The sequence below is a fragment of the Haloterrigena sp. H1 genome, from assembly GCF_005938085.1.
In the GTDB taxonomy this organism is placed as follows: domain Archaea; phylum Halobacteriota; class Halobacteria; order Halobacteriales; family Natrialbaceae; genus Natrinema.
Genome location: NZ_SMZK01000001.1, coordinates 2,902,735 through 2,925,285, shown reverse-complemented (window position 1 = coordinate 2,925,285; position 22,551 = coordinate 2,902,735). Strand labels below are relative to the sequence as shown.

Below are 22,551 nucleotides of genomic sequence, written 5' to 3'. Positions count from 1 at the left end.
CTTCGCTCGGCGTCGCCGCGCGAACGATCCGCGGGACCGAATGTCCCGCGCTACTCACCACTCCTCGAAAAACCTGCATCGAAACCCATTCGTTTGCGCCGCCCACTCGTGAGCGACCACGCTACGCTAGCGGCGTCCGCTCGACAACCTGCCCGTCGTAGGTCGGATACTGCTCGACGATTTCGCCGTCCTCGAGGTCTCCTTCTTCTATCATCTCCTCTAAGAGCCACCAGGCGACCTCGACGTGGTTCGTCTTGACCGTGTAAAACTCCTCGGGGACGCCGAGCGCCTCGAGGCGTTCGGGGTCGGCGTACGTCTTCCCGTAGACGAGGGTGCCGTCGTCGGTGATGTCGTCGAACTCGCGGCGGACGTTGCGGGCTATGCGCTTCAGGCGGCGGCGGTGCTGGGCCGCGTCCTTGAACACGGAGGTACAGAAGTAGACTCGCTCGTGGTCGCCCATGACCTCGAGGATGTCCTCGCGGTCGCCGTCGACGGCGCTCATGTGGTCCTCTTTGAGCTCGTATCCCTTCTCCTGCATCCGACGGTAGTTCCCGTCGCTCATCTCGAACTCGTTGACGTTACAGAACTCCGCAGCACCCTCGTCTAAGAACTCGAGGAACTCCTCCTCGGCGCGAATGCCGGGTATCTCGAAGGCAGGCGTAAGCCCTTCTTCGCGGGCGATGTAGAGGATGTCCTCCCACTCCGTGCCGTGGAGGTCGCCCCACTGTTCGTAGGGCGGGTGGAAGCGAATCTCGTCTAAGCCTGCTTCGGAAAGGCGGCGCATGTTCTCGCGGCCGCCCGTAATCCCGGTGTAGAGGTGGGTGTGGTGGTCCTCGCCGAACTCGTCTTTGAGCAACTCGAGGTAGTGACAGGTCCGGCCGAGGGCCTCCTGGGGTTCGCCGCCGGTGATCGACGTGCCGAGGGCGTCCATCCGGTGGGCTTCGGTGAGAACGTCGTCGTCGCTTTCGACGAGGCGTTCGTTGGCGTAGACGTCGGTGACGTTCTTGCGGTTCTCGCCGAGCGGGCAGTAAAAGCAGTCGCGCTGGTCGCAGTAGCCGTAGACGAACAGCACCATCTTCCCCCCTTTCGCGCACTGCTCACAGCCCTTCGAGATCATTCGAAGAATCGTAGCCGTCCGAGCCTCAAAAGGAGTGCGGATTCGGCCGTTGCTGTGGCTCGTTGATCCGTCTCGTGGGGCGGATCGCTCGAGCGGCGGCTCTCGACTGGTGTTGACCGGTCCGATACTCGTGGGACGCGTGATGAGATCGGCTGTCCCAGAAGACGGAAATAGCGCGGCGTGCAACCACAACCCGATGCTGCTGGTCCTCTGTGTCGACCTCGACGACGACCTCGGCCGCAAGACCGGCTTCTCGACGCCAGTTATCGGCCGCGACCCGGTCGAGGAGGCAGCCGTCGCTCTCGCGACCGCGGATCCGGAGGACTCGGACGTCAACGTCATCTTTCAGGGAGTGCATATCTACGACGACCTCGCCGAGCGCGACGAGAGCGTCGAGGTCGCCGTCGTCACCGGAAACGATCAGGGCGACGTCAGCGCCAATCGCGAGGTCGGCAACGAGGTCGACACCGTCCTCGCGAGTCTCTCGACCGGCGAAGACGTCACCGCACTCGTGATCACCGACGGCGCACAGGACGAATCCGTCATCCCGATCATCCGCTCGCGGGTGCCCATCGACGGCGTCCGCCGGGTCGTGGTCCGGCAAGCCCAGAACTTAGAGTCGATGTATTACACGATCAAACAGGTGTTAGACGACCCCGAGACGCGCGGGACGCTGCTCATCCCGCTTGGCATTCTCCTGTTGATTTACCCGCTCGCGCTCGTCGGCACCGTATTGAACCTGCCCGGTGTCGTCCTTGGAGTGACGTCGACGCTGCTCGGACTCTATCTCATCTCACGCGGGCTCGGCCTCGGCGACCGGCTGGATTCGACCGTCGAACGCGCCCGTCGATCGCTGTACGCCGGTCGAACGACCCTGTTTGCCTACGTCGTCGCTGCTGCCCTGTTCGTCCTCGGCGGCGTCAGCGGACACGACAGCCTCGAGGCCGTCCAGTCGTCGTCCGGCGGCGACCTCGAGGTTCCCGTCATGCTCGCCGCACTCGTCTACGGCTCGATCCACTGGTTCGCTGCTGCCGGGCTGACGACCAGCCTCGGTCAGATCACCGACGAGTACATCGCCGGCTCGCTCGAGTGGCGCTATCTCAACGCTCCCTTTTACGTGCTCTCGATCGCAGTCGTCCTCCACGCGGTGAGCGCGTTCTTCCTTGGGAACGTCGAGATCGCCTATCTCGCGGCGGCGCTGACGGCAGGGACGGTGCTGGGGATCGTCAGTACGTTGACGTTCGCCGTCGCGGAATCTCGACTCTCTGACTCGGATCGAGAAGAGGGAACGCGACAGGCCGATCGGGTCTGACGAGTTGCGTTACCGTTCGCGCTGCACGACGAACTCCGCGAGCTCGAGGAGGTACTGTCGGGCGTCGGGATCAACAGTCTCGACGCGATCCAGGGCGTCGATCGCGCGGTCGGCTTCCCGCCGGGCGGCAGCGTTGGCCTCGTCCGGCGTGAGATCGGTCACCTGAACAACCGACGGTCGCTCGAGAGCAGCGTCGTGACCGGTCGGTTTGCCGAGCGCTTCGGGATCGGCGACGGCGTCTAACACGTCGTCTCTGATCTGGAAGGCGATGCCGACCCGCTCTGCGTATTCACCCAGTGCATCGACGGTGACGGGGTCGGAGTCGGCGGCGATCGCCCCGAGCTCGGCTGCGGCCCGGAACAGTGCACCGGTCTTCCGACGCGCGAGCGTCATGTACTCGTCTTCGTTGGCTGGCTCGGCAGCCAGTTCGGTCGCCTCCCCGACGCCGAGTTCGACCATTGCGTCTGCGACGACGCGCGTCGCGTCCGGATCGGGCGAAAAGAGTGCGAACGCTTCTCCCAGTAGGCCATCGCTGGTGATAATCGCTGGGCCGTGACCGAACTCGGCCCAGACACTGGTCGTCCCGCGTCGCAGTTCGGAGCGATCGATGATGTCGTCGATAACAAGCGACGCCGTGTGGACGAGTTCGATACCGACGCCGAACTCGACGGCGTCCTCTGCCCGTCCACCCACTGTTTCGCAAGCCAACAGCGTCACCATCGGCCTGACGCGTTTCCCCCCGGAGAGCGCGATATGGCGAACTTCGTTGGAGAGCGTCTCGGGCTCGACCCCTTCGACCACCTCGACGAGGCGCTTTTCGATCAGTGCCCGTCGGCGCTCCAGCAGTTCCATCAACCGCGCTTAGGAGTGGGTAGAAAAGTAGCTGACGGATCCGAAACGAAATTTTTGCACGATCAGCGACTCCCACAAACGATATCGACCAAAAATACCGGTAGAGTACAGCTCTGCTGAGATCTCGTTCACTGCGTTCACGAGGAAGGCCGCTCGCTCACGTCGTTCGTGGTGTGGTTACTGGAACTCCTCGATGAGTTCGGGGACGACGTGCGACCACCTTTTTTCGCTCGGGTCGCTAACGGGTTCGCGACCACTCGCGAAAAAATCTGGACCAAAAAGCCGCTCACTCACGATGCTCGTTCGCGGTACAGTTACTGGAACTCCTCGATGAGTTCGGGGACGACGTCGAAGAGGTCGTCGACGATCGCGTAGTCGGCGATGTCCATGATCGGCGCGTTGGGGTCGGTGTTGATCGCGACGATCGTATCGGAGCCTTTCATGCCGGCGACGTGCTGGACCGCGCCGGAGATGCCGATCGCGATGTAGACGTCGGGCGTGACGACCTTCCCGGACTGGCCGACCTGCCGGTTCTTGGGTAGCCAGCCGTTGTCGACGATCGGGCGCGAGGACGACAGCGTCGCATCGAGTGCGTCGGCCAGCTCGCGGATCATCTCGAGGTTCTCCTCTTCTTCGATCCCGCGGCCGACCGAGACCAGCAGCTCGGCTTCGCTGATGTCGACATCGCCGCCGCCGACCTCTTCGAAGCCGGTGACGGTCGAACCGACTGCGTCCTCGTCGATATCGGCGTCGAAGGTCTCGATCGCGGCGTCACCGGTGCCCTCGGCAGCGGGCCACTCGGCACCGCGGATCGTGACGACAGCGTCGCCCTCGAGTTGGGTGGTCGTCTCGACCTTGCCGCCGTACATCTCGCGGGTGGCGACGAGCGTCTCGCCGTCGGCCTCGAGATCGACGGTGTCAGTGACGACCGGCAGGTCGAGGTCGTTCGCGATGGCGGGTGCGTAGTCGAGCCCGTTGACGCTGTTTGGTGTCAGGACGTACTGTGGCGCGAGCTCGTCGTAGAGCTGCGTGACCGCTTGTGCGTAGATGTCGTGGTTGAACTCTTCGCCGTGGTCGACGGTGTGGATGGCGTCGACGCCCTCGCGATTGAGTTTGTCGGCGAAGTCGTCGACGGTGCCGCTGATGACCGCCAGATGGAGGTCGCCGCCGGTTTCGTCGGCGAGTTCGCGACCGGCGGTAATGATCTCGTAACTGACATCTCGGAGGTCTCCCCGGCGGTGATCCGCGACTGCGAGGACGTCCGTCATTGTGCCACCCCCTTGTCGCGAAGCAGGTCACCGAGCTCCCCAGCCGTCTCGTCGGCGCTGCCCTCCCAGACGGTCGCGTCGCTTTCGCTCTCGGGTTCGTACATGTCGGTTAGCTCGAGTTCGGTTTCGATCGTGCTCTCGTCGACGCCGATATCATCGAGCGTCTGGACGTCGAGTTCCTTGCGCTGGGCCTGTCGAATGCCCCGCAGGCTGGCATATCGAGGTTCGTTGATCCCCGTCTGGATCGTCAGGACGGCCGGAAGCTCGATGTCGGTCAGCTCCTCGACGCCGCCCTCGAGTTCGCGTCGGACCGAGGCGATGCCGTCCTCGAGATCGTGCTCGAGGTGGTTGACGACGGCACCCCACTGGAAGCCGAGCTGCTCGGCGACCGAGACGCCGGTCGCGCCGAAGCTGTCGTCGCCGGCCTGTACACCCGAGAGCACGAGGTCGGGCTCCTCGGCTTCGATGACGGCGCTCAGGATCTCCGTCTTGGCGTTGACGTCGAGCAGGTCGACGTCCTCGAGGGCGTCGTCCCAGACGCGGACGGCGCGGTCTGCTCCCTTCGCGAGTGCCTGTCGGATGGTCTGTTCACAGTCTTCCGGGCCGATGGTGACTGCGACGACCTCGTCGGCGATCCCGTCTTCCTGGAGCTGGACGGCCTCTTCGATCGCGTAGTCGTCCCATTCGTTCAAGTCGGCACCGAGGTACTGCTCCGCGATTTCGGTTCCCTCGATTTCGAACTCGTCTTCGACGGTCGCCACCTCTTTGACCGTAACGAGAATTTTCATCACGGGATAGTGCAACGTCCACCCCGTAAACCTTTTCGAAATCGGAAGTCGTTGACCCCCTGTTTAGCTACCATATTTCAATAATTATTCGTACTGAGTTAGATCTGCTTTCGCTATTGCTAGTGTTTGCTACCAGCGTTTCTTTCGATGGCGATTCCTCTCTCGAAGACGGAAACGGTTTAACACCACCGCTGGTAGTACTGTGCATGGCAGACTGTCCACTCGCTGACGACTGCCCGGAGTTCTCCGAACAGATCTCGGGTATGGGGTGCCAGCACTACGGTGATCGGGGTGGCAAGGAGTGGTGTAATCACTACAACCAGCCGATCGAGGATCTCAAGACCCAGCCGGTCAAGGCGGGCGAGGAAGTCATTATCGACGTCGTCGACATGCACGAAAGCGGTGCCGGCGTCGGCCGGACCGAGGACGGGTTCATCGTGATGGTCGATGGCGTTCTGCCGGAAGCGCGCGCTCGCGTCGAAATCACGCGAGTCCACAGCAACCACGCGCGTGCGGAGAAACTCGAACTCCTCCCGATGGAACCCGACGAGGACACCACGGACGACGAAGCGGACGATGTGACCGCTGACCCGGTCGACGATGATGCCGACGACGATGCCGATAACAGCAGCCCCAAACGCGAGCGACTCGGTAGCCGCGAAAACTTCTGGGGCTCCTAGCGCCGCGAGTGGACAGTCGACGCGGTGGCTGTGGGTTCGTCTCGGTCCGTGTTAGATAACGTTTTTTCTGACGGTGTGTGACGAGAATGCATGGAACGCATCTCGCTGTCGAACTCGGCGTTCGAAGGTGACAACAACGTCTATCTCTTCGCTGACGGGCAGGAAACGGCACTGCTCGATACCGGCGACTGGCTGGCGACGACCCGCGACCAACTCGAGACGGCGCTGGCCGATCGCGACCTCGAACTGGCGGATATCGACAGGATATTCCTGACACACTGGCACCACGACCACTGCGGGCTAGCCGGGGAGATCCAGGCCGAAAGCGGCGCTGAGGTGTATGTCCACGCCGCCGACGCACCGCTCGTCGCGGGCGACGAGTCGGCCTGGGATGCGCTGGACGACCGCTACCGGCAGTACTTCGAAGAGTGGGGAATCCCCGACGCTGACCGGGCAGCCCTCCGCGAACGACTGACCGACGCCGAGACGACCGGCGAGACGCCGACGGTAACGCCTTTCGAGGACGGCGAGACGTTCACCGTTAACGGCACCGACCTCGAGGTCGTTCACACCTCCGGCCACGCAGCCGGACTCTGTCTGTTCGAGGCGGAACTCGAGGGCGAGCGGCAGGTCTTTGCCGGCGACGCACTGTTGCCGGTCTATACGCCCAACGTCGGCGGTGCCGACGTTCGCGTCGATCGGCCACTCGAGACGTACCTCCGCGCGCTACAGGGAATCGTCGACGCCGATTACGACCGCGCGTGGCCGGGGCATCGCACGCCGATCGATGACCCCGCCGGCCGCGCCCAGGACATCATCGACCACCACGAAGAACGTTCTTGGCGGGTCCTCGACGCGCTGGATCGGCTCGGTCCCTGTGACACCTGGACCGTCAGCGCCGACCTGTTCGGAGACCTTGAGGACATTCACATTCTCCACGGACCCGGCGAGTCCTACGCGCACCTCGAGCACTTAGAGCGTGAGGGGGCCGTCGTTCGCGAGGGAACCGAGTATCGGCTGGCAGACGGTGTCGCTGAGACGCTCGCCGACATCGACGGGGAGCGCTGGCCGCTCGAGTTCTGAGCCGGTCTCAGTGCCCCGACCGACCCTGTGTCACGTTTTCGGGTACCCGCGGTTATCGATCGGTGTGTCGACTCCGTTTAATACCGAGGAGTATTTACTCATTATCGAGTTAGGAAAAGATATGATGTGGCAAGATCTCGTCTTCCTAGCCGGCAGCGTCCTTTCGATCGCCTTTCTCGCCCCGACAGTGCGTGATGCGACGGCGAACGTACCGCTTGGCTCGAGCGTGCCGTCGATGACGATCGGTGCGATTTACGCGGGAACGTACGCGACGATGGGCATGTCGTTCTCGGCGCTGGGATCGCTCGGCGTCGCGGCGATGTGGTCGTTGATCGTCTCCTATCGGTCGCCCGGTCCACACGCCGGTCCTGGGAACGTCGGCCGGTTCGTCCGCTCGATGGTCCAGCAGGCACGCCGATCCATCGTCGGGACGTCGACCGAACCCGAACAGGCCGCGTCCAGCCACTCCGCCGACTGATACGGTCTGCTGTCAGTCAGTGCCGGCGCAACCGCGACCGTCCTGCGGTTGCACCGGTAAACAGTGACAGCAGACCGTATGACGACGATCGGTTCCGTTCTCGACGCACCCTGGCCCGATTTCTGTGCCGACATCGCGATCGTCCGATGCCGGGACCGTGGAAGCTTTGATACCGCCGATAGCTAGAGGCTACTATGGCCACGCGAGCCTGCAGCGTCGGCGGAGGCGGGTCGCCGTGATCGACGACATCGAGGAACTCTTAGCGGAGATCGGGTTCGATCCCGAGACCAGCGTGTTGACGTATCGGCAGGCACAGGTACTTGCGTTACGCGAACGCGATGTCTCGCAGGCCGACATCGCCGATGCACTAGGGACCTCACGGGCGAACGTTTCCTCGATCGAGTCCAGCGCCCGCGAGAACGTCGCGAAAGCCCGCGAGACGGTCGCGTTCGCGGAGGCGCTTCGCGCGCCGGTCCGGGTTCGCGTTCCTGCCGGAACCGACCTCTACGACGTGCCCGAACTGGTCTACGACGCCTGCGACGAGGCCGGCGTCAAGGTCGATTACACCGCACCGGATCTGATGAAGGTCGTCAGCGACGCTGCTGGCAACGCGGTTACGGGCCGGCAGGTGTCGACGCCACTGATCGTCGGCGTCACGTCGGAAGGGATGGTTCGGGTTCGCCATCAGGATTGAGCGGTCCCATTTACCGCAGTCAGTGCCCGCTCGAGACGACGTTGAGCCCGACGACCCCGACGACGATACAGAAGATGAACGCGAGCCGAGCGAGCGTTGCTGGTTCGTCGAACAGCACGATGCCGAGCGTTGCCGTCCCGACCGCGCCGATTCCAGTCCAGACCGCATACGCGGTGCCGATCGGCAGGCTCTGAACCGCTTGCGCGAGCAACACCATGCTCAAAACGAGCGCGATAGCAGTGCCAACGGTCGGCACTGGTTTCGAGAGGCCATCGGAGTAGTGGAGTCCGATTGCCCACGCGATTTCGAACAGTCCCGCAACGAACAGCAGCGGCCATGACATCAGTGCCCTCCCGTCCGATCTCACGGACCTATAGGACAGCGATGTCCGACGGGGACGGCGAGTTCGGCTTACTGGCTCCCCGAGTGATTTGTACGCGGCTCTCGTCGACTCGGACATGGACCTCGAACTCGACGGTAACTCGGTGTTGGTGACCGCGGCCTCGAGCGGCCTCGGCTTTGCGAGCGCACGGGCACTCGCCGACGACGGTGCAAACGTGGCGATCTGTGGGCGTGACGAGACACGGCTCGAGGACGCCCGCGAGGAACTGGACGCGACGGGGACGGGCGACGTGCTCGCGGTGCAGGCCGATCTGACAGATCCCGATGACGTTTCTCACCTCGTCCGCGAAACCGCCGCCGCCTTCGGCGGCCTCGACCACCTCGTCACGTCCTCGGGCGGCCCGCCGAGTACGACCTTCCTCGAGACCGACGAACAGGACTGGTATCGGGCCTACGACCTGCTGGTGATGAGCGTCGTCTGGACGATCGAGGAGAGCTACGAGCACCTGCTCGACTCCGAGTACGGGACGATTACCTGTATTACCTCCAGAACCGTCCGGGAGGTCGCAGACGGCCTGCTGTTGTCGAACTCGGTGCGGCGGGGCGTGATCGGGCTCGTCAAGACGATTTCCCGGGAGTTTGCCCCCGAGATCCGGGCCAACGCAGTGTTGCCGGGGACGATCGAGACGGCCCGAATCGAGGAACTCGTCGATGCCAGAGTCGAACGCGGCACCTACGGTGACTACGAGGAGGGACTGGTGGCGCTGGCCAGCGACATCCCGATGGACCGCATCGGCGAGCCACGTGAACTCGGTGACGTGGTTGCCTTCCTCTCGAGTCCCCGCGCGAGTTTCGTCAACGGGGCCGAGATTCCGATCGACGGCGGCCTGCTTCGGAGCTAACACGTCGGTTCCGGCCTGTCTGTGGCTGCCCGAACCGCAGCGTGTGGCGCGAGCTGCGAGCCGGCTACCGATTTTCGAACCGTAATGCTCTCCGTCCCCCTCGAGAGAGTCCCCGGTGTGTACGGTCCGGTCCAGCTCGCTGGCTACGTCGCCTTGCTGGTGACTCCTGCTGTGTTGCTCCTCAGAGCTATTCGCGCGCCAGCTGCCCTCCCGAACGGGACACTGAGCGTGCAGTTTGGCGTCGTTCTCGCGGGAAGCGTCGTCGCTGCGTCCGAGCGTCGCCGCCTCTCGCGGATCGATGCGACCGAGTTCGATCGAACGGACGCCGTCGACGTGCTTGCGGTCGCGGTTGCGGCGGTCGTGACGTACGGACTGAGCGTTCACGCTGGTCTCGGACCAGTGCTGGCTTCCGCGCTCGTTGGACTCGTTGCCGGCGTCGGACTTGCAGAGATCGACGGCGCGGCCTACTGTGGCTCGTTCGTCGGGATGGCCTCACCGGCGCTGTTTCCCACCCTCGAGGAAGTCGCGCTGGCTGGCCTGATCGCCGGACTCGCGTTCGTCGCGACGGCGGACTCGTTCGGCGGCTTCGGCGGCAAATACGGCACGCTCGCTCTCTTTGGCTGTATCGTGACGGTCCCGCTGATGGGCGTCGACTACGCCGCCGGAAGTGTACTCGCGTGGCGGCTCGCCCCGGTGATCGTTCCCGTCGCCGTCGTCGCTGCGGTCGCGACCGTCTTGTTCCGCGTGCGCGGCGGGATGAGCGCGGTCGTCGCGTCTGCGGCCGTCGGAGCGGTCGCCGGCGTCGCGTTCCCGGCCGTCGTGCCGGAACTCGGACCGACACTGGCCACGGTCGCGTTCTGTGCCTCGTTCGTCGGGATGTCGAGTGCAAAACGGTTAGAACCACTGGGACAGGTCGCCGGTGCTGGCGCGCTCTGTGGGCTTGTCTTCCTCGCCGTCGCACCGGCGCTGGCCGGCGCGGGTGGCAAACTCGGCACGACCGCGTTTGTCTCCTGTCTCGCGGTTGCTGGTGGGCTCGAGCTGCCGACTCTCGTTCGCTCGCGCGTCGATCAATCTCAGTTGAGCCGGTAAGGTTGGCAAGTGTCAGCTCGGGGCCGTCCCATCGTTGTTCAATCCGCGGAAATCTCGCAGGTCCCTTCGTAGGCCACGTCCTCGACGGACTCGATCTCGGGGTCGTCCCCACAGACCGGACACGCCGGATTTGACTGTACTGGGACCTCTTCGAAGGTCATGCCCATCGCGTCGTACATCAGCAGGCGGCCCTCGAGCAACTCGCCCTTCTCGATGAGGTACTTGACGACCTCGGTGGCCTGGATGCAGCCGACGGTGCCGGGGAGGACGCCGAGGACGCCCGTGGTCGCACAGTCGGGGACGGTTCCCGGCTCGGGGGCTTCGGGGAAGATACAGCGGTAACACGGCGGGTCATCGTCGCCGCCGCGGTCGTTGGTAAACGACGTGATCTGCCCCTCGAACCGGTAGATTGCGCCGTGAAACAGCGGCGTCTCGGTGAGCACACAGTGGTCGTTGAGCAGGTACCGGGTGGCGAAGTTGTCGCTGGCATCGAGGACGACGTCGTAGTCGGCGACCAGTTCGTCGACGTTGGCTGCGGTGATGCGGGTTTCGTGGGTCTCGACGTCGATGTCGGGATTCAGCGTCGCGACGTAATCGGCCGCGCTTTCGACTTTCGGTCGGCCGACGTCGTCGTCGCCGTGGACGATCTGGCGTTGTAGGTTCGAACGTTCGACGACATCGTCGTCGACGATCCCCAGCCGGCCCACGCCGGCCGCCGCGAGGTACTGGATCGCCGGCGAGCCGAGCCCGCCAGCGCCGACGATCAGGACTGATCCCTCGAGCAGGCGCTGCTGGCCTTCGGGGCCGATCTCGTCCATGATGACGTGTCTCGAGTAGCGGTCGAGTTGGGTCGCATCGAGGCGCAGGTCGCTCATACCGTAGTGTTCGGACGAGAGCGAGAAAAGGACGCGGGTCGTTCGACTCGCCGGTACGCGGTCGGCACGGTCGTTGCCGCTTCGCCGACGTGTGTGGTTGCGGTGGGGGCAGCATCTTCACCGACCCAACGATTTATTAGTATGGTGTGCGTTCACACACCTATGGCAACCTCACCCAGTGATGCCGGTGACGACGTCATTGATCAATTCCTCGCCGATCGCGGTCACTCGGTCGAACAAGTAGGGTGGGAACAGGAGTATAACAAAAAGCAGTGTCCGGAGTGTGGCGGCCTTCACGACACGTCCGCCAGCGCCTGTACCGTCTGTGGCTGGGAACCAGCGTCGTAGGGCGCGTTCTTCGCCGGTGACGTGTTACCCGCGTCCGCCGTGACTTTTTCTCGGTGTCGACCGTCGCATGCGGTGTGAACCGCACCGTCCTTGTTTTTATCGAACACTATACGATACAATTATAGTTCCGTATTTGTGATGTCACGATGAGAGGAACTATGCCGGAATGCCAGAACTGTGGCGCGTTCGTTACCAAACGATACGCACGAGTGTTCACCCCGCCTGGCGTCGACGAGCCACGCGTCTGTCCGGACTGTCAGGATAAAATCCGCGACGGCGCTAACGTCCGCGAGGCCCGCTCTCCCCGCGATCCGTGACCGGCCGTTTCTGTCGACGAAAACCCACGTCACTTATGCGTGTCGCGCTCTTGTACAGCTACAATGGCTACGACGGACACGACGGTTACCCGCCTGTTCGGTGGTCCGGGAAGCGGGAAGACGACAGCGCTTCTCGACCACGTCGAAGATATTCTCGAGCAGGACGGCGTCACCTTCCGAGACATCCTCGTCGTCTCGTACACGCGAGCGGCAGCGCAAGAGGTCCGAGAACGACTCGCAGAACGGCTCGGCGAGAGCCCGCGTGCGCTGCAGGGCAACGTTTGTACGATGCACGCGAAGGCCTACGAGCTCCTTGATCTCTCTCGAAGCGACGTCATCGGCGAATCCGACAAAGAGGACTTCTGTGACGAGTACGGCATCGAGTACGAGGACGAGTACTCGGGTGCTGGTCGCCGAACCGCCCGGTCGACGACGATCGGCAACAAGGTCATCGCGACCAGCCAGTGGCTCCAGCGAACCAGCCGCGACGTCTCCGACTGGTACGACGTCCCCTTCCAGTGGGACGAAGAGGAGGTCCGTCTCCCACCCGAAATCGACCCGAACGCCCAGGAAGGGAACAAATACACTCCGACCTGGCCCAGCGACGACGACCGGATCGACGTCCCCGAAGCGATCCGCGCCTGGCGCTCCTACAAGGGCGACCAGGGCAAGATCGGCTTCGCCGACATGTTAGAACGCGTCGAGCAGCGCTCGCTGCTCCCGAACGTCGACTACCTCGTGATCGACGAGTTCCAGGACATCACGACCCTGCAGTACGACGTCTACGAGGAGTGGAAACCCCACATGGAGCAGGTCCTGATCGCCGGCGACGACGACCAGGTCGTTTACTCCTGGCAGGGTGCTGACCCCGCGCTCTTGCTCGAGGAGGAGGTTGACGACGACATCATTCTCCCGAACTCCTACCGGCTGCCCTCGAACGTCCTCAACGCGGTCAACAAGGAAATCCGCCACATCGACCAGCGCCAGGACAAAGACCTCAAGCCCCGCAAGGAAGGCGGAGCCGTCGAGGCACGCACGAACGCATCGATGCTCGACGTCGTCCGGATGGTGCGGCGGACACTCGTCGAAGGCGACGGCACCATCATGGTATTGTTCCGCGCTCGCTACCAGATGTTCCAGTTTATCGATGAGTTCATCACCGAAGGCGTGCCCTTTACCTCGCTGACCGATCAGCGGATGTGGACCGACCGGCTCACCCAGTACGTCCGCGCGGTCGAAGCGATCGACGCCGGGGAGGACGTTACCGGCCTGCAGGCCCGCCGACTCGCCGACATGCTCCAGGAGTCGGCCTTTGGCACCAACGACCGCGACGACCTCTTCGACGAGATCGACGAGCGCCAGGAGGACGCCGGCATCGACGACCTCGAGGAACTAATGATCCCGTCCGAGGTCATCACCGACCACGTGCCGTTCATGCCCGGCCCAGCTTCCGCCTCGGATATGCTCCGGAAGGTCACCAATTTCCAGAAAAAGAGCGTCCAGGCGTACTTCGCGATCGGCGAGTACCAGGGGATGGACACCGACCGGGTCCGCGTCGGCACGATTCACTCCGCGAAGGGGCGCGAAGCCGACCACGTCCTCGTCGGTACCGATCTCACTGAAAAGGTCGTCGAGCAGATGGTCGCCACCGTCGACGACCCGACCGACGTCCCCCACTGTGAGGAGTTCACCAAGACGACTTCGCCGGTGCCCGTCCTGACCGACAACGAGCGCCGCGTCTTCTACGTCGGCATGTCTCGCGCCCGCGAGCGGCTGGTTCTCCTCGAGAACTTAGTCGACGGCGCACCCACGCTGCCGGTCGACGTCCTGCTCAAAAACGAGCTGACGGAGCTGACCCTCGAGGAACTGATCGAGGAGGCCCAGCAGCCGGTCGAGGAATCGGACGCCGACGAGATCGAAGCCGAAGCGCCGTGACCGGTGGGAGCGACCGCGGACTCGAGCCCGGCCGGCCAGCCGACGCGCCGTCGGCACTCGTCGAGCAGCGCCGCGACCATGCGGCCGGCGTGCTGGCGCAGACGCTCGAGAACCGAGACGCGACCGCGTACGTCCACGTCGGGACCGAGCGCGACCCGGCGATTCGCTACAGTTGCTCGCCGCCCGCGAACGGCCTCGTCGCCGTCGCATACGACGGCACCGACGGCGAGTGGCTCATCCGGACAGCCGACGGCAGCGACGGCCATCCCGCCGCCGACCTCGCAGCAGTGTTTGCAGATCGCGGCCGCGAGGGGACGATCTTGACACCCGCTCGTATTCCACACGACGCCGCGCTCTACCTCGAGAACGCGGGGTTCGAGGTGGCCTCGACGGACGCCATCGAGCGAGCGCGAGCGACGAAGACGGCCGCGGAGCACGAGCGCATCGCTGCCGTCCAGCGGGCGGCGAGCGCCGGGATTCGGCACGCAGCGTCGCTGTTGGCCGACGCGACGGTCGTCGACGGCCGGCTTGCAGTCACGGAAGGTGCTGACGATCCCGTTCCACTGACGCCCGCTCGTGTCCGGACTGCGATCGACGAGGCGATCGTCGGTGCGGGGGCGTTTCCGGCCGGGAATACCGCGATCAATCCGAGTACTGGCCCCACAGCCGTCGACGGCGAGGCACTCAGTCCTGACGAGCCGATCGTGCTCGCGGTCGCACCCCGCGGGCCGGCTGGCTACTACGGCGGGCTTGTCCGGACACTCATCGTCGACAGCGACGGCGGCCGGGAACGGCGGGTCCACGTCGCCGTCACCCAGTCGTTTCGCTCCGCGCGGTCGCTGCTGACCGCCAGCTCGGCGTCCGTCCACACCGTCGCAGCGGATCTCGAGGCGGAGGTTCGCTCGTTCGGCCTCGACGCCGGCGTCGAGGCTACCGTCGCCGGCGTTGGCCTCGAGTCCCGCGAACGGCCAACCAACGGCGACGAGATCGAACCCGGGGCGGTGATCCGGCTCGACGTGGCCGCTCGCGTCGACGAGACGAGCCGCCTTCGGATCGCCGACGTGCTGGTCGTCACCGACGAAGGCGAGCGTCCCGACCGACTCGCGGCACCCGAACACTCGCTGTCGCCGGCGGCGTTGCTCGAGCCATAGCAGTTCGGTCTCGGTTCGTTTCGTATTGCCGCGTTATCGCTCGTCTTCGGAGTCTGACTCTGGCTCCTTTGTGACGACTCCCACGAGCTGTTTTGCGAACAGTTCGGGGATGTCCGTCGGAAGCGTCAGCCAGTGTTGGATGACGACGAGTCCGATCGCGAGCCCGATGAGCGCCGCCCCCATCGTCGTCTGCCCGCGAATCAACACGAGTTCGAGCCCAGCGATCGCAGCCGGAAGCGCGAGAACGAGCGTGCCTGCGAGTTTGATCGTGTCGATGATGCCGGCCATTGGCAGAATATAGCGCCTGCGGCGTAAAAACGCGACGACAGTGGGTTCCGATCGCTCATGTTGGCGCTGTCGAGGTTCGGCTGGATAGTGTTGATTCGTTATACAGAATTGACTATTCACTAAAACTTTGAAATAGGTGGCGCTCGGGGTATCAGTATCGGCTCCGTGCCCGAGAGCGCACGTCATGCCACGCCAATCGAGACAGCGATACGAAGCGATCTGTGAAGCCTCCCCTGATGCCATCCTCCTCGTCGATACCGATGGCCAGATTACCTACGCGAATGCACGCGTGACTGACCTGTTCGGGTACGAGCCAGCCGAACTCACGGGCGAGCCGATCGAAATCCTCGTTCCGGAGTCCGTCCGGGACGAGCACGTCGCCCAACGAGACGCGTATATCGCTGCCCCGGAAGCTCGTCCGATGGGCGTCAACCTCGAGCTCTCGGGCCGACGAAAGGACGGCTCGAAGCTCCCGGTCGACATCAGTCTCAGCCCGATCGAGACCAACGGGCAACGCGAGGTTATGGCTGTCATCCGGGACATCAGCGAGCAGGAGGCGCTTCGGACCAAGTACCGGACGATCCTCGAGGCGGTGCCAGACGCGGTCTTCGTCGCGGACGCGGCGACGGGCGAAATCATCGAAGTGAACCAGCAGGTAGCCGATCTTACGGGATACGAGCCGCACGAACTCGTCGGCAAGTCTCAGACGGTCCTTCATCCGTCGGGCGACGAAGCGTCCTATCGCGACTTCTTCAAAGACCACATCGATGCCGATCAGTCGATTTTCACTCAGTTTCCGGATGGGTCGGATATCTACGTCGAAACCAAAGCCGGCGATCGAGTGCCGGTCGAGATCAACGCCCACGTCTTCGAACTGCAGGACCGACAGCTGGTTGCGGGCGTCTTCCGGGACGTGACGGCCCGAAAGGAGTACGAGCGACAGCTACAGGCGCTTCACACGGCGACGCGCTGGCTGATGGAAGCCGACGACAGAACTGAGATCGCTCAACTCGTCGCCGATGCTGCGAGTACGATTCTCGGCTACGAGCACAACGTCGTCCGCCTCGTCGACGATACACACCTGCGGCCAGTCGCCGTAACCGACCAAGCACACACGGAGATGGGTGAGCGGCCGAATTATCCGATCGACGGTGACTCGCCGGTCAGCCGCACTTACCGACGTGGTGAGTCGATCCGGTACGATGACGTCGGGTCGCTCGAGGACGACCACGATCGCGGCGAGGCCCACTCCGCGATGTACCTCCCGCTCGGTGACCACGGCGTGATCAGTATCGTCGATCCCGACGCCGGCGCGTTCGACCAGTCGGACGAGGACCTCGCGTTCGTGTTGTCGCTGAACGCCGAAATCGCGCTCAACCGCCTCGCGTACGAACGGGATCTCGAGCGCCAGAACGAACGCTTAGACGAGTTCGCGAGCGTCGTCGCCCACGACCTGCGCAACCCGCTCAACGTCGCGCAAGGGATCCTCACGACCGCTCGAACCGACCCCGAGCACCTCGACGAACTCGACGCCGCTCTCGACCGGATGGCAGGGATCATCGACGACGTGTTGACGATGGTCCGGTGTGGGTACGACCTCGAGTCGATCGACGCGCTCGCGTTCGCTGACGTCGTCACGTCCTGTTGGGACACCGTCGCGACTGCCGATGCCTCGCTTCAAATCGAATCCGATGGCCAGTTGTTCGCCGACGCGAGTCGCATCCGGAGCCTGTTCGAGAACCTGTTTCGAAACGCGGTCGAACACGGCGGTGAGTGGGTCACCGTAACTGTCGGACTCGTCGACGACGGATTTTATGTCGCTGACGACGGCCCGGGCATTCCATCGGATGAGCGCGACCGCGTCCTCGAACCCGGCTGGACCTCGAACGCCGACGGCACCGGTCTCGGCCTCAATATCGTCTGTGAGATCGCGCAGGCCCACGAGTGGGAAATCGACGTCACCGAAAGCACGGCCGGCGGCGCACGGTTCGAGTTCTCCGACGTACGCACCGCTGTTGCCGATGAGTCAACCATGCCATCTTCCTGAGATCGGCCGCCCGCACGTTCGTCCATGCCACTTGCTGTGGATCGGACCCGGAACGGCTTTCTCCTATCGCCCGCCAGTTGCGACTATGTTCACGGGGATCGTCGAGGAAACAGGCGAGATCGTCGCCCGAGAGCGAACCGACGACGGCCTTCGACTGCGGATCGGGGCCGACACAGTCGCTACGGGACTCGAGCACGGCCAGAGCATCAGCGTCAGCGGCGCGTGTCTCACTGTCGAAGAGTACGACGAGGGCGCGTGGTTCGAGGTCTTCCTGGCGACCGAAACCGTCGAGCGGACCTATCTGGGCGACCTCGAGGTCGGCGACACGGTCAACCTCGAGCGGGCGATGCCGGCCGACGGCCGGTTCGACGGCCACGTCGTGCAGGGTCACGTCGACGCGGTCGCGACGGTGCGGAACATCGAATCAGTTGAGGAAGATTGGTTCTTCGAGTTCGACCTTCCGGAGGGGTACGACCGCTACGTCGTCGAGAAGGGGTCGATCACGCTCGACGGCATCAGCCTGACCGTCGCCGACCTCGACGCGGACGCCGGTCGCGTCACCGTCGCGATCATCCCGACGACTTACGAGCTGACGACCCTCTCCGAGAAGGCGCCCGGCGATCCGGTTCATCTCGAGGTCGACGTGCTCTCGAAGTACGTCGAACGCCTGCTCGAGACACGATTCGAGGACCGCTGAGCCGCGAGCCTGTCGGTGGCGCGAACTGGCGGTCAGCGCTGTGGCGGCTCGAACTCCGTCAACTCCGGCTGTGAGATGTCGTCGCTGTCGTCACTGATCGCGCGATAGGCACGTCGGTAGCGGGCGAGCTTGCGATAGAGGTAGTAGCCGATCGCGAGGTCATAACAGATCACGTAGCCGACGAACGCGATCCCGAAGCCGATCGGGAGGTACGCGGCCAGTATGTCGGGGACGATTCCGACCGTGACGTTGTACGTGCCATGGACGAACGCGGCGACGAGCAGTCCTTTGAGGACGATCGGGCCGGCGTACTCGCGGTTGAACTTCGCCAGACCGAGGTAGTAGCCCGCGATCGCCGAATAGATGACGTGGCCGGGGCCGGCCAGCGCACGAACCGTCGCGATCCCGCTTGCCGTGACGAAGACGTTGACCTCGGGATTCGCCTCGCCGATGACGCGACTGATGTAGAGTGCGTTTTCGATGGCCGCAAAGCCGAGCCCGGCGACGGCTCCGTAGACTGCCCCGTCGATGACGGCGGTGAAGCTACTGCTCCGATAGGCAAACACGTAGACAGCGAGGAGCTTGACCGTCTCCTCGACGGGGCCGACGATCAAGTAAAAAAAGAGCACGCCGCTGCCGAAGCCGAGGACCACCTGACTGAGCGAGTTGATCAGAGCCGCAAACGTCGCGAACAGGACCGCGAGCAGAAAGGTCGCGACGAGTAACCCGAGGGGTTCGCTCGTCGTGATGTCCGCATACCAGATGTACGCCGCGAGCAACCCTGCGGGCACGACCGAGAGCCCGAAGAAGATCGCGACGAACGGATCCTCGAGGACGATTGCAGCCGGCGAGACGAGCAACGAGACGGTGATCGCGATTGCGGTCAGCAGGACGAGCGCACGGAGTCCGTAGCTAACCGTATTGTAGAGCGTGTACGCGAGCAGATCGACCGTCGATCGGGGCTCCCACGTCGAGATGTCGTAGAGATCGACTGGGCCGTCACCGCGTTGCTCCTCGGCTTGCTCGACCGGGTCGCGACTGCGCTGCATGGCCGTGCGTTCGACTGCCGGCCCGGTATAGGTTCGGCAACCGGCGACGCCACGCTCGCGTCCCCGATCGTGGTCTATCACAGCCATCGCGACGTCGCTCGAGTCGGCGGGTTACTCGTGGAGTAGCCGCTGAATCGCGACGGCGGCGTCTTCGAACGCGTTGACGTCCATACTGTCGATCGTCAACAGGACGCCGACGTCACGCTGGAGCACCCTGACGACGAACCCGTTCTCGTGGAAGCGGACGGTAAACTCGTAGTCGCCGATGTCCGAGTCGCTCTCTCTGCGGGCGATCGTCGTCCGGACGGGGACTTCGGAGAATCCAGCCTGTTCGAACTCGATCAGTTGGGATTTGGCGTCACGAGCGTCGGTCCGCGAGCCGTAGAGGTCCTGCCGGAGATACAGGATGTCGAACGCCGACGGCGTGAAGTAGATCACGCTTCGAAGCGTGTCGCCGAGACTGGTCCGTGCTGCGCTGATGATACCGGTTGCCAGTTCGTCCTCGAGGTTCGTTCTGTAGAGTTCGCCACTCATGAGGGTCGTTGGCTACCACCAATATCAAACGTTTCGCCTACAGTACTGGTGAACGGAACGACAGCTAGACTAGCGAGTGCCGGCGGACACGGTAGTCTGGGTCAACCCGATGCAGCGATTGGCGCGAAGGTAGTCTGGGTCAACCCGATGCAGCGATTGGCGCGAACTCGGAATGATCAAAGGTCTCCCGGCCCAACCGGCGGCTATGCACTTCGATCAGCGAACCCAGCAGGCGCTTCGCGATGTCGGCCTCGAGACCGACGATCTCCAGGCCGCGTCGGAGGCGGTCGTCGACGCCGTCGCCGCGGACGCGGCGGCGCTGGAGAACTTCTTCGACGAGCACGATACCGTCTACTCCGATATGGATATGGCCCACTCGAGTGCCGACTATCCCGAACACGCCGTCGAATACGCTGACATCACGACTCACGCCGACGAAATGCGCGGCTGGCTGCGGTTCGACACCTGGGGCGTCTCCATCGAGGACGGCCGGTTGCTCGATGACGGGTCCGTCGAACTCACGCTCGGGCCGACGATCGACGACCGGGTGCGGTTCGCACCCGACCGCGAGCCGTTGCGGTGATCGCCGTGTTCGCGGCTAATGGACGATCGCGCTCGAGCGATCGACGACGATCGATCACCGCACGACCTGCGGTGGGGGAGGGGAATCGATGACGACGGCGCGCGTCCGCGGGATCTACACGACGGCAGTCACGCAGTTGCTGAGCGAGGCTGACTACGAGGTCGTCCAGGCATCCGATCCGATCCGGAAGCGGTTCGACCAGTCGTTCGACACCGTCCCGGCCGACGTCTCGATCGAGACCACCCGCGACCGACAGGGCGTCGAGGTGTCGGGCGACCCCGACGCGGTCGAGACGGCCGCAGGCGAACTCGAGGCCCTCGCCATCGACACCTTCCGCTGGGCCGACACCGTCGCCCGCGGCGCGGTCTTCGACGCCGAGGTGCTCGAGGCTGATGGCGGCAGCGGTGCCGTCGTCGACCTCGGTGACGGCCGGCGGGGATATCTCAGCTACGACGACGTCGACGGCTACGTCGACGCCGGCAACCGCTACCGGGTGCAGGTCACCGAGCCCACGCCCCCGTGGGACGACGATCGGCCACGGGTGCAGCCGACCCTCGAGGTGCAGGGTGGGCTCTGTACCCTTTCGCGTGACCGAACCGGCGTCTCGGCGGCGATGCGCGGCGAGCGCGCGGACGAACTCGTCGGCATGACCGATCTACTCTCGGTCGAGACTCCTGACGGGTGGGGGGTCCGCTGGCAACACGCCGCGGCCAACGCGGACCTCGAGGCGATGGGCACCGCGCTCGAGGACGCGGCGGATCGGGTGCGTCTCCTCGAGGATGCCCTTGCCGACGCACCCGACGAGCCGGGCGAGCCGGCCCGCCTCGCTACACCGCAGCGAACCACGTGGGTCTGGTTTGGCCGCCAGTCCCGGTTCGCGCTCGATGGGGTTCGCCGGCGCGTGGAGACGACGATGCCGGGTCATCACCGGACGAAGGCGGCCGATCGCGCCGCGAGCGCGGCGGTCGACTTCGCGGAGGCGGTCTGTGGCTCGACCGACAGCGATGCTGACGGTGACGAGTTCCCGTTTGCGGCCGTCTCTCGCCAGTTCGGGCCCACGTCCGGGGATCGCCTCGAGATCGGTCACGGCAAACCCGATGGCCGACTCATCTCGCTCGGTCGCGGCACAGTCACTGATTGGGACCCCGAGGGAAAGGTCACGCTCGAGCGATCGATGCGCGGCGGCGGCAGCTACGACGCGCTCGGGACCCCCAAGGAGGACGGCGACGTGGCGGTGACGAAGTTCCGCGAGGGCCGGTGGTGGTATCCGACGACGTACAAAGCTGCCGACGGCACGTCGAAGGGGACCTACGTCAACGTCTGTACCCCGGTCGAACTCTTCCCTGACTGCGCGCGGTACGTCGACCTCTACGTCGACGTGATCCGCCAGCCTGATGGAACGGTCGAGATCGTCGACGCCGACGAACTCGAGGACGCCACCGCAGACGGGTTCGTGTCCGACGAGCTGGCCGAAAAAGCGACGAGCGTGGCGGAAGCCGTCAAGCGCGCACTCTCGTAGAACGGTCGCTTCCTACGGCCTGCCATCGCGAGTACCCGGTGTTCCCGCAGCGCGGTCGCGGGTGCATCGGCACGGTCTGATTGGTGCTGGCTCAGTCCGATGCACTCGAGATCTCGTCGGCTCGGGACGCGGTCGGCAGCAGGTCGACGTACGCGTCGAGTTCGAGCGCGAACGGCTGGGCAGTCGTCGGCCGGACCCAGCGGAACGAAAACGTCGCATCGTGTTCGGCCCCGCCGTCAGTGACGGTGTGGGTCCACCGGTCGCGGGGCTCGTACACCGTCGCATGGAAGAAGTGTCGGACGTACCGTCTGCCCGCGCGCCGTGTCCAGACGTCGGTCGTCAGGTGGCGGGTGTCACTCAGCGTGCTGAGTCCGCTCTCCTCGCGGACCTCTCTGAACAGCGCCTCCCGGGGTGACTCGCCGGGCTCGAGAGTTCCTTTCGGAATCTGCAGACCGTCGTGGCCCGGCCCTTCGAAGACCAGGAGTTCGCCCGGCCTGCGGGTGATGTAGGCACACGCCTTCTGGACGTACGTGGCGTCGGTCATGCTACCAACTACCACGATAGTCCGTCGTAAAAACCTATCATGAGGGATGTTAAAGGAAG

General features: G+C 64.3%; 25 protein-coding genes. 15 read left to right on the top strand and 10 right to left on the bottom strand.

Going from position 1 to position 22,551, the window contains the following annotated elements:
• Positions 1-121: 121 nt before the first annotated feature.
• Positions 122-1,117: a radical SAM protein gene (locus E2L06_RS14675; protein ID WP_138782359.1), complete on the bottom strand. Its 996-nt coding sequence runs from the start codon at positions 1,115-1,117 to the stop codon at positions 122-124.
• A gap of 196 nt (positions 1,118-1,313) precedes the next feature.
• Between E2L06_RS14675 and E2L06_RS14670 the strand changes: the two genes are divergently transcribed.
• The gene (locus E2L06_RS14670; protein WP_138782567.1) at positions 1,314-2,429 is read left to right on the top strand and encodes a DUF373 family protein; all 1,116 of its coding nucleotides are present in this window, start codon (positions 1,314-1,316) and stop codon (positions 2,427-2,429) included.
• A 9-nt stretch (positions 2,430-2,438) separates the two neighbouring features.
• Here E2L06_RS14670 and E2L06_RS14665 read toward each other — a convergent pair whose 3' ends face one another.
• The 3 genes from E2L06_RS14665 to E2L06_RS14655 all read right to left on the bottom strand — a co-directional run bounded on the left by E2L06_RS14665 (position 2,439) and on the right by E2L06_RS14655 (position 5,337).
• Positions 2,439-3,281: a polyprenyl synthetase family protein gene (locus E2L06_RS14665; RefSeq protein WP_138782358.1), complete on the bottom strand. Its 843-nt coding sequence runs from the start codon at positions 3,279-3,281 to the stop codon at positions 2,439-2,441.
• A 314-nt stretch (positions 3,282-3,595) separates the two neighbouring features.
• The gene (locus tag E2L06_RS14660) at positions 3,596-4,549 is read right to left on the bottom strand and encodes an electron transfer flavoprotein subunit alpha/FixB family protein (protein ID WP_138782357.1); all 954 of its coding nucleotides are present in this window, start codon (positions 4,547-4,549) and stop codon (positions 3,596-3,598) included.
• Complete coding sequence (locus E2L06_RS14655; protein WP_138782356.1) at positions 4,546-5,337, bottom strand: electron transfer flavoprotein subunit beta/FixA family protein; 792 nt, start codon at positions 5,335-5,337, stop codon at positions 4,546-4,548. The genes E2L06_RS14660 and E2L06_RS14655 overlap by 4 nt, the downstream gene beginning before the upstream one ends.
• A gap of 206 nt (positions 5,338-5,543) precedes the next feature.
• Here E2L06_RS14655 and E2L06_RS14650 point away from each other — a divergent pair, with 206 nt between their 5' ends.
• The 4 genes from E2L06_RS14650 (at position 5,544) to E2L06_RS14635 (ending at position 8,272) form a co-directional block, all read left to right on the top strand.
• A complete protein-coding gene (locus E2L06_RS14650; protein WP_138782355.1) occupies positions 5,544-6,017 on the top strand; it encodes a TRAM domain-containing protein in 474 nt (157 codons plus the stop codon).
• 90 nt (positions 6,018-6,107) lie between these two features.
• Positions 6,108-7,100, top strand: coding sequence for an MBL fold metallo-hydrolase (locus tag E2L06_RS14645; RefSeq protein ID WP_138782354.1), 993 nt, complete (start codon positions 6,108-6,110; stop codon positions 7,098-7,100).
• Between the two features lie 124 nt (positions 7,101-7,224).
• Entirely contained in the window at positions 7,225-7,578 is a 354-nt protein-coding gene (locus tag E2L06_RS14640) for a hypothetical protein (RefSeq protein ID WP_138782566.1), read from the top strand.
• Between the two features lie 235 nt (positions 7,579-7,813).
• Positions 7,814-8,272: a Tfx family DNA-binding protein gene (locus E2L06_RS14635; RefSeq protein ID WP_249361438.1), complete on the top strand. Its 459-nt coding sequence runs from the start codon at positions 7,814-7,816 to the stop codon at positions 8,270-8,272.
• A gap of 19 nt (positions 8,273-8,291) precedes the next feature.
• Here E2L06_RS14635 and E2L06_RS14630 read toward each other — a convergent pair whose 3' ends face one another.
• Positions 8,292-8,615, bottom strand: a complete 324-nt coding sequence (locus tag E2L06_RS14630; RefSeq protein WP_138782353.1) for a multidrug efflux SMR transporter — start codon at positions 8,613-8,615, stop codon at positions 8,292-8,294.
• 115 nt (positions 8,616-8,730) lie between these two features.
• Between E2L06_RS14630 and E2L06_RS14625 the strand changes: the two genes are divergently transcribed.
• Together E2L06_RS14625 and E2L06_RS14620 are read left to right on the top strand one after the other, a co-directional pair.
• The gene (locus tag E2L06_RS14625) at positions 8,731-9,516 is read left to right on the top strand and encodes an SDR family oxidoreductase (protein ID WP_138782352.1); all 786 of its coding nucleotides are present in this window, start codon (positions 8,731-8,733) and stop codon (positions 9,514-9,516) included.
• Positions 9,517-9,633: 117 nt separating this feature from the next.
• Entirely contained in the window at positions 9,634-10,605 is a 972-nt protein-coding gene (locus E2L06_RS14620) for a hypothetical protein (RefSeq protein ID WP_138782351.1), read from the top strand.
• Positions 10,606-10,643: 38 nt separating this feature from the next.
• On the opposite strand, the gene E2L06_RS14615 is transcribed toward E2L06_RS14620, so the two are convergent.
• Positions 10,644-11,480 (bottom strand): molybdopterin-synthase adenylyltransferase MoeB, encoded by an 837-nt coding sequence (locus E2L06_RS14615; protein WP_138782350.1) that lies wholly within the window; start codon positions 11,478-11,480, stop codon positions 10,644-10,646.
• A 162-nt stretch (positions 11,481-11,642) separates the two neighbouring features.
• Between E2L06_RS14615 and E2L06_RS14610 the strand changes: the two genes are divergently transcribed.
• The 4 genes from E2L06_RS14610 to E2L06_RS14600 all read left to right on the top strand — a co-directional run bounded on the left by E2L06_RS14610 (position 11,643) and on the right by E2L06_RS14600 (position 15,231).
• A complete protein-coding gene (locus tag E2L06_RS14610; RefSeq protein WP_138782349.1) occupies positions 11,643-11,828 on the top strand; it encodes an HVO_0416 family zinc finger protein in 186 nt (61 codons plus the stop codon).
• Positions 11,829-11,986: 158 nt separating this feature from the next.
• Positions 11,987-12,145, top strand: coding sequence for a hypothetical protein (locus E2L06_RS21995; RefSeq protein WP_171052381.1), 159 nt, complete (start codon positions 11,987-11,989; stop codon positions 12,143-12,145).
• A gap of 63 nt (positions 12,146-12,208) precedes the next feature.
• A complete protein-coding gene (locus E2L06_RS14605) occupies positions 12,209-14,080 on the top strand; it encodes a UvrD-helicase domain-containing protein (protein WP_138782348.1) in 1,872 nt (623 codons plus the stop codon).
• Entirely contained in the window at positions 14,077-15,231 is a 1,155-nt protein-coding gene (locus E2L06_RS14600; protein ID WP_138782347.1) for a M24 family metallopeptidase, read from the top strand. Before E2L06_RS14605 ends, E2L06_RS14600 begins: the two co-directional genes overlap by 4 nt.
• Positions 15,232-15,264: 33 nt before the next feature.
• Here E2L06_RS14600 and E2L06_RS14595 read toward each other — a convergent pair whose 3' ends face one another.
• The gene (locus E2L06_RS14595) at positions 15,265-15,519 is read right to left on the bottom strand and encodes a hypothetical protein (RefSeq protein WP_138782346.1); all 255 of its coding nucleotides are present in this window, start codon (positions 15,517-15,519) and stop codon (positions 15,265-15,267) included.
• 184 nt (positions 15,520-15,703) lie between these two features.
• Between E2L06_RS14595 and E2L06_RS14590 the strand changes: the two genes are divergently transcribed.
• On the top strand, positions 15,704-17,566 hold the full coding sequence (locus E2L06_RS14590; RefSeq protein ID WP_138782345.1) for a PAS domain-containing sensor histidine kinase: 1,863 nt from the start codon (positions 15,704-15,706) through the stop codon (positions 17,564-17,566).
• A gap of 85 nt (positions 17,567-17,651) precedes the next feature.
• The gene (locus tag E2L06_RS14585; protein ID WP_138782344.1) at positions 17,652-18,263 is read left to right on the top strand and encodes a riboflavin synthase; all 612 of its coding nucleotides are present in this window, start codon (positions 17,652-17,654) and stop codon (positions 18,261-18,263) included.
• Between the two features lie 32 nt (positions 18,264-18,295).
• Here the strand turns inward: E2L06_RS14585 and E2L06_RS14580 are convergent, their stop codons facing one another.
• Both E2L06_RS14580 and E2L06_RS14575 read right to left on the bottom strand, forming a co-directional pair.
• On the bottom strand, positions 18,296-19,312 hold the full coding sequence (locus E2L06_RS14580) for a PrsW family intramembrane metalloprotease (RefSeq protein ID WP_138782343.1): 1,017 nt from the start codon (positions 19,310-19,312) through the stop codon (positions 18,296-18,298).
• 111 nt (positions 19,313-19,423) lie between these two features.
• Positions 19,424-19,846, bottom strand: coding sequence for a hypothetical protein (locus E2L06_RS14575; protein WP_138782342.1), 423 nt, complete (start codon positions 19,844-19,846; stop codon positions 19,424-19,426).
• A 205-nt stretch (positions 19,847-20,051) separates the two neighbouring features.
• Here E2L06_RS14575 and E2L06_RS14570 point away from each other — a divergent pair, with 205 nt between their 5' ends.
• Positions 20,052-20,429, top strand: a complete 378-nt coding sequence (locus E2L06_RS14570) for a hypothetical protein (RefSeq protein ID WP_138782341.1) — start codon at positions 20,052-20,054, stop codon at positions 20,427-20,429.
• A gap of 88 nt (positions 20,430-20,517) precedes the next feature.
• Entirely contained in the window at positions 20,518-21,948 is a 1,431-nt protein-coding gene (locus tag E2L06_RS14565) for a DUF402 domain-containing protein (protein WP_138782340.1), read from the top strand.
• A 91-nt stretch (positions 21,949-22,039) separates the two neighbouring features.
• On the opposite strand, the gene E2L06_RS14560 is transcribed toward E2L06_RS14565, so the two are convergent.
• Positions 22,040-22,492, bottom strand: coding sequence for an NUDIX domain-containing protein (locus E2L06_RS14560; RefSeq protein WP_138782339.1), 453 nt, complete (start codon positions 22,490-22,492; stop codon positions 22,040-22,042).
• Positions 22,493-22,551: the final 59 nt, after the last annotated feature.

Bases quoted from the DNA above. Each gene is read 5' to 3' on its own strand.
- E2L06_RS14585 (WP_138782344.1), top strand. From the start codon at position 17,652: ATGTTCACGGGGATCGTCGAGGAAACAGGCGAGATCGTCGCCCGAGAG.
- E2L06_RS14590 (WP_138782345.1), top strand. From the start codon at position 15,704: ATGCCACGCCAATCGAGACAGCGATACGAAGCGATCTGTGAAGCCTCC.
- E2L06_RS14625 (WP_138782352.1), top strand. From the start codon at position 8,731: ATGGACCTCGAACTCGACGGTAACTCGGTGTTGGTGACCGCGGCCTCG.
- E2L06_RS21995 (WP_171052381.1), top strand. From the start codon at position 11,987: ATGCCGGAATGCCAGAACTGTGGCGCGTTCGTTACCAAACGATACGCA.
- E2L06_RS14610 (WP_138782349.1), top strand. From the start codon at position 11,643: ATGGCAACCTCACCCAGTGATGCCGGTGACGACGTCATTGATCAATTC.
- E2L06_RS14650 (WP_138782355.1), top strand. From the start codon at position 5,544: ATGGCAGACTGTCCACTCGCTGACGACTGCCCGGAGTTCTCCGAACAG.
- E2L06_RS14560 (WP_138782339.1), bottom strand. From the start codon at position 22,492: ATGACCGACGCCACGTACGTCCAGAAGGCGTGTGCCTACATCACCCGC.
- E2L06_RS14605 (WP_138782348.1), top strand. From the start codon at position 12,209: ATGGCTACGACGGACACGACGGTTACCCGCCTGTTCGGTGGTCCGGGA.
- E2L06_RS14615 (WP_138782350.1), bottom strand. From the start codon at position 11,480: ATGAGCGACCTGCGCCTCGATGCGACCCAACTCGACCGCTACTCGAGA.
- E2L06_RS14640 (WP_138782566.1), top strand. From the start codon at position 7,225: ATGTGGCAAGATCTCGTCTTCCTAGCCGGCAGCGTCCTTTCGATCGCC.
- E2L06_RS14665 (WP_138782358.1), bottom strand. From the start codon at position 3,281: ATGGAACTGCTGGAGCGCCGACGGGCACTGATCGAAAAGCGCCTCGTC.
- E2L06_RS14670 (WP_138782567.1), top strand. From the start codon at position 1,314: ATGCTGCTGGTCCTCTGTGTCGACCTCGACGACGACCTCGGCCGCAAG.
- E2L06_RS14570 (WP_138782341.1), top strand. From the start codon at position 20,052: ATGCACTTCGATCAGCGAACCCAGCAGGCGCTTCGCGATGTCGGCCTC.
- E2L06_RS14565 (WP_138782340.1), top strand. From the start codon at position 20,518: ATGACGACGGCGCGCGTCCGCGGGATCTACACGACGGCAGTCACGCAG.
- E2L06_RS14580 (WP_138782343.1), bottom strand. From the start codon at position 19,312: ATGCAGCGCAGTCGCGACCCGGTCGAGCAAGCCGAGGAGCAACGCGGT.
- E2L06_RS14675 (WP_138782359.1), bottom strand. From the start codon at position 1,117: ATGATCTCGAAGGGCTGTGAGCAGTGCGCGAAAGGGGGGAAGATGGTG.
- E2L06_RS14645 (WP_138782354.1), top strand. From the start codon at position 6,108: ATGGAACGCATCTCGCTGTCGAACTCGGCGTTCGAAGGTGACAACAAC.
- E2L06_RS14595 (WP_138782346.1), bottom strand. From the start codon at position 15,519: ATGGCCGGCATCATCGACACGATCAAACTCGCAGGCACGCTCGTTCTC.
- E2L06_RS14655 (WP_138782356.1), bottom strand. From the start codon at position 5,337: ATGAAAATTCTCGTTACGGTCAAAGAGGTGGCGACCGTCGAAGACGAG.
- E2L06_RS14630 (WP_138782353.1), bottom strand. From the start codon at position 8,615: ATGTCATGGCCGCTGCTGTTCGTTGCGGGACTGTTCGAAATCGCGTGG.
- E2L06_RS14660 (WP_138782357.1), bottom strand. From the start codon at position 4,549: ATGACGGACGTCCTCGCAGTCGCGGATCACCGCCGGGGAGACCTCCGA.
- E2L06_RS14575 (WP_138782342.1), bottom strand. From the start codon at position 19,846: ATGAGTGGCGAACTCTACAGAACGAACCTCGAGGACGAACTGGCAACC.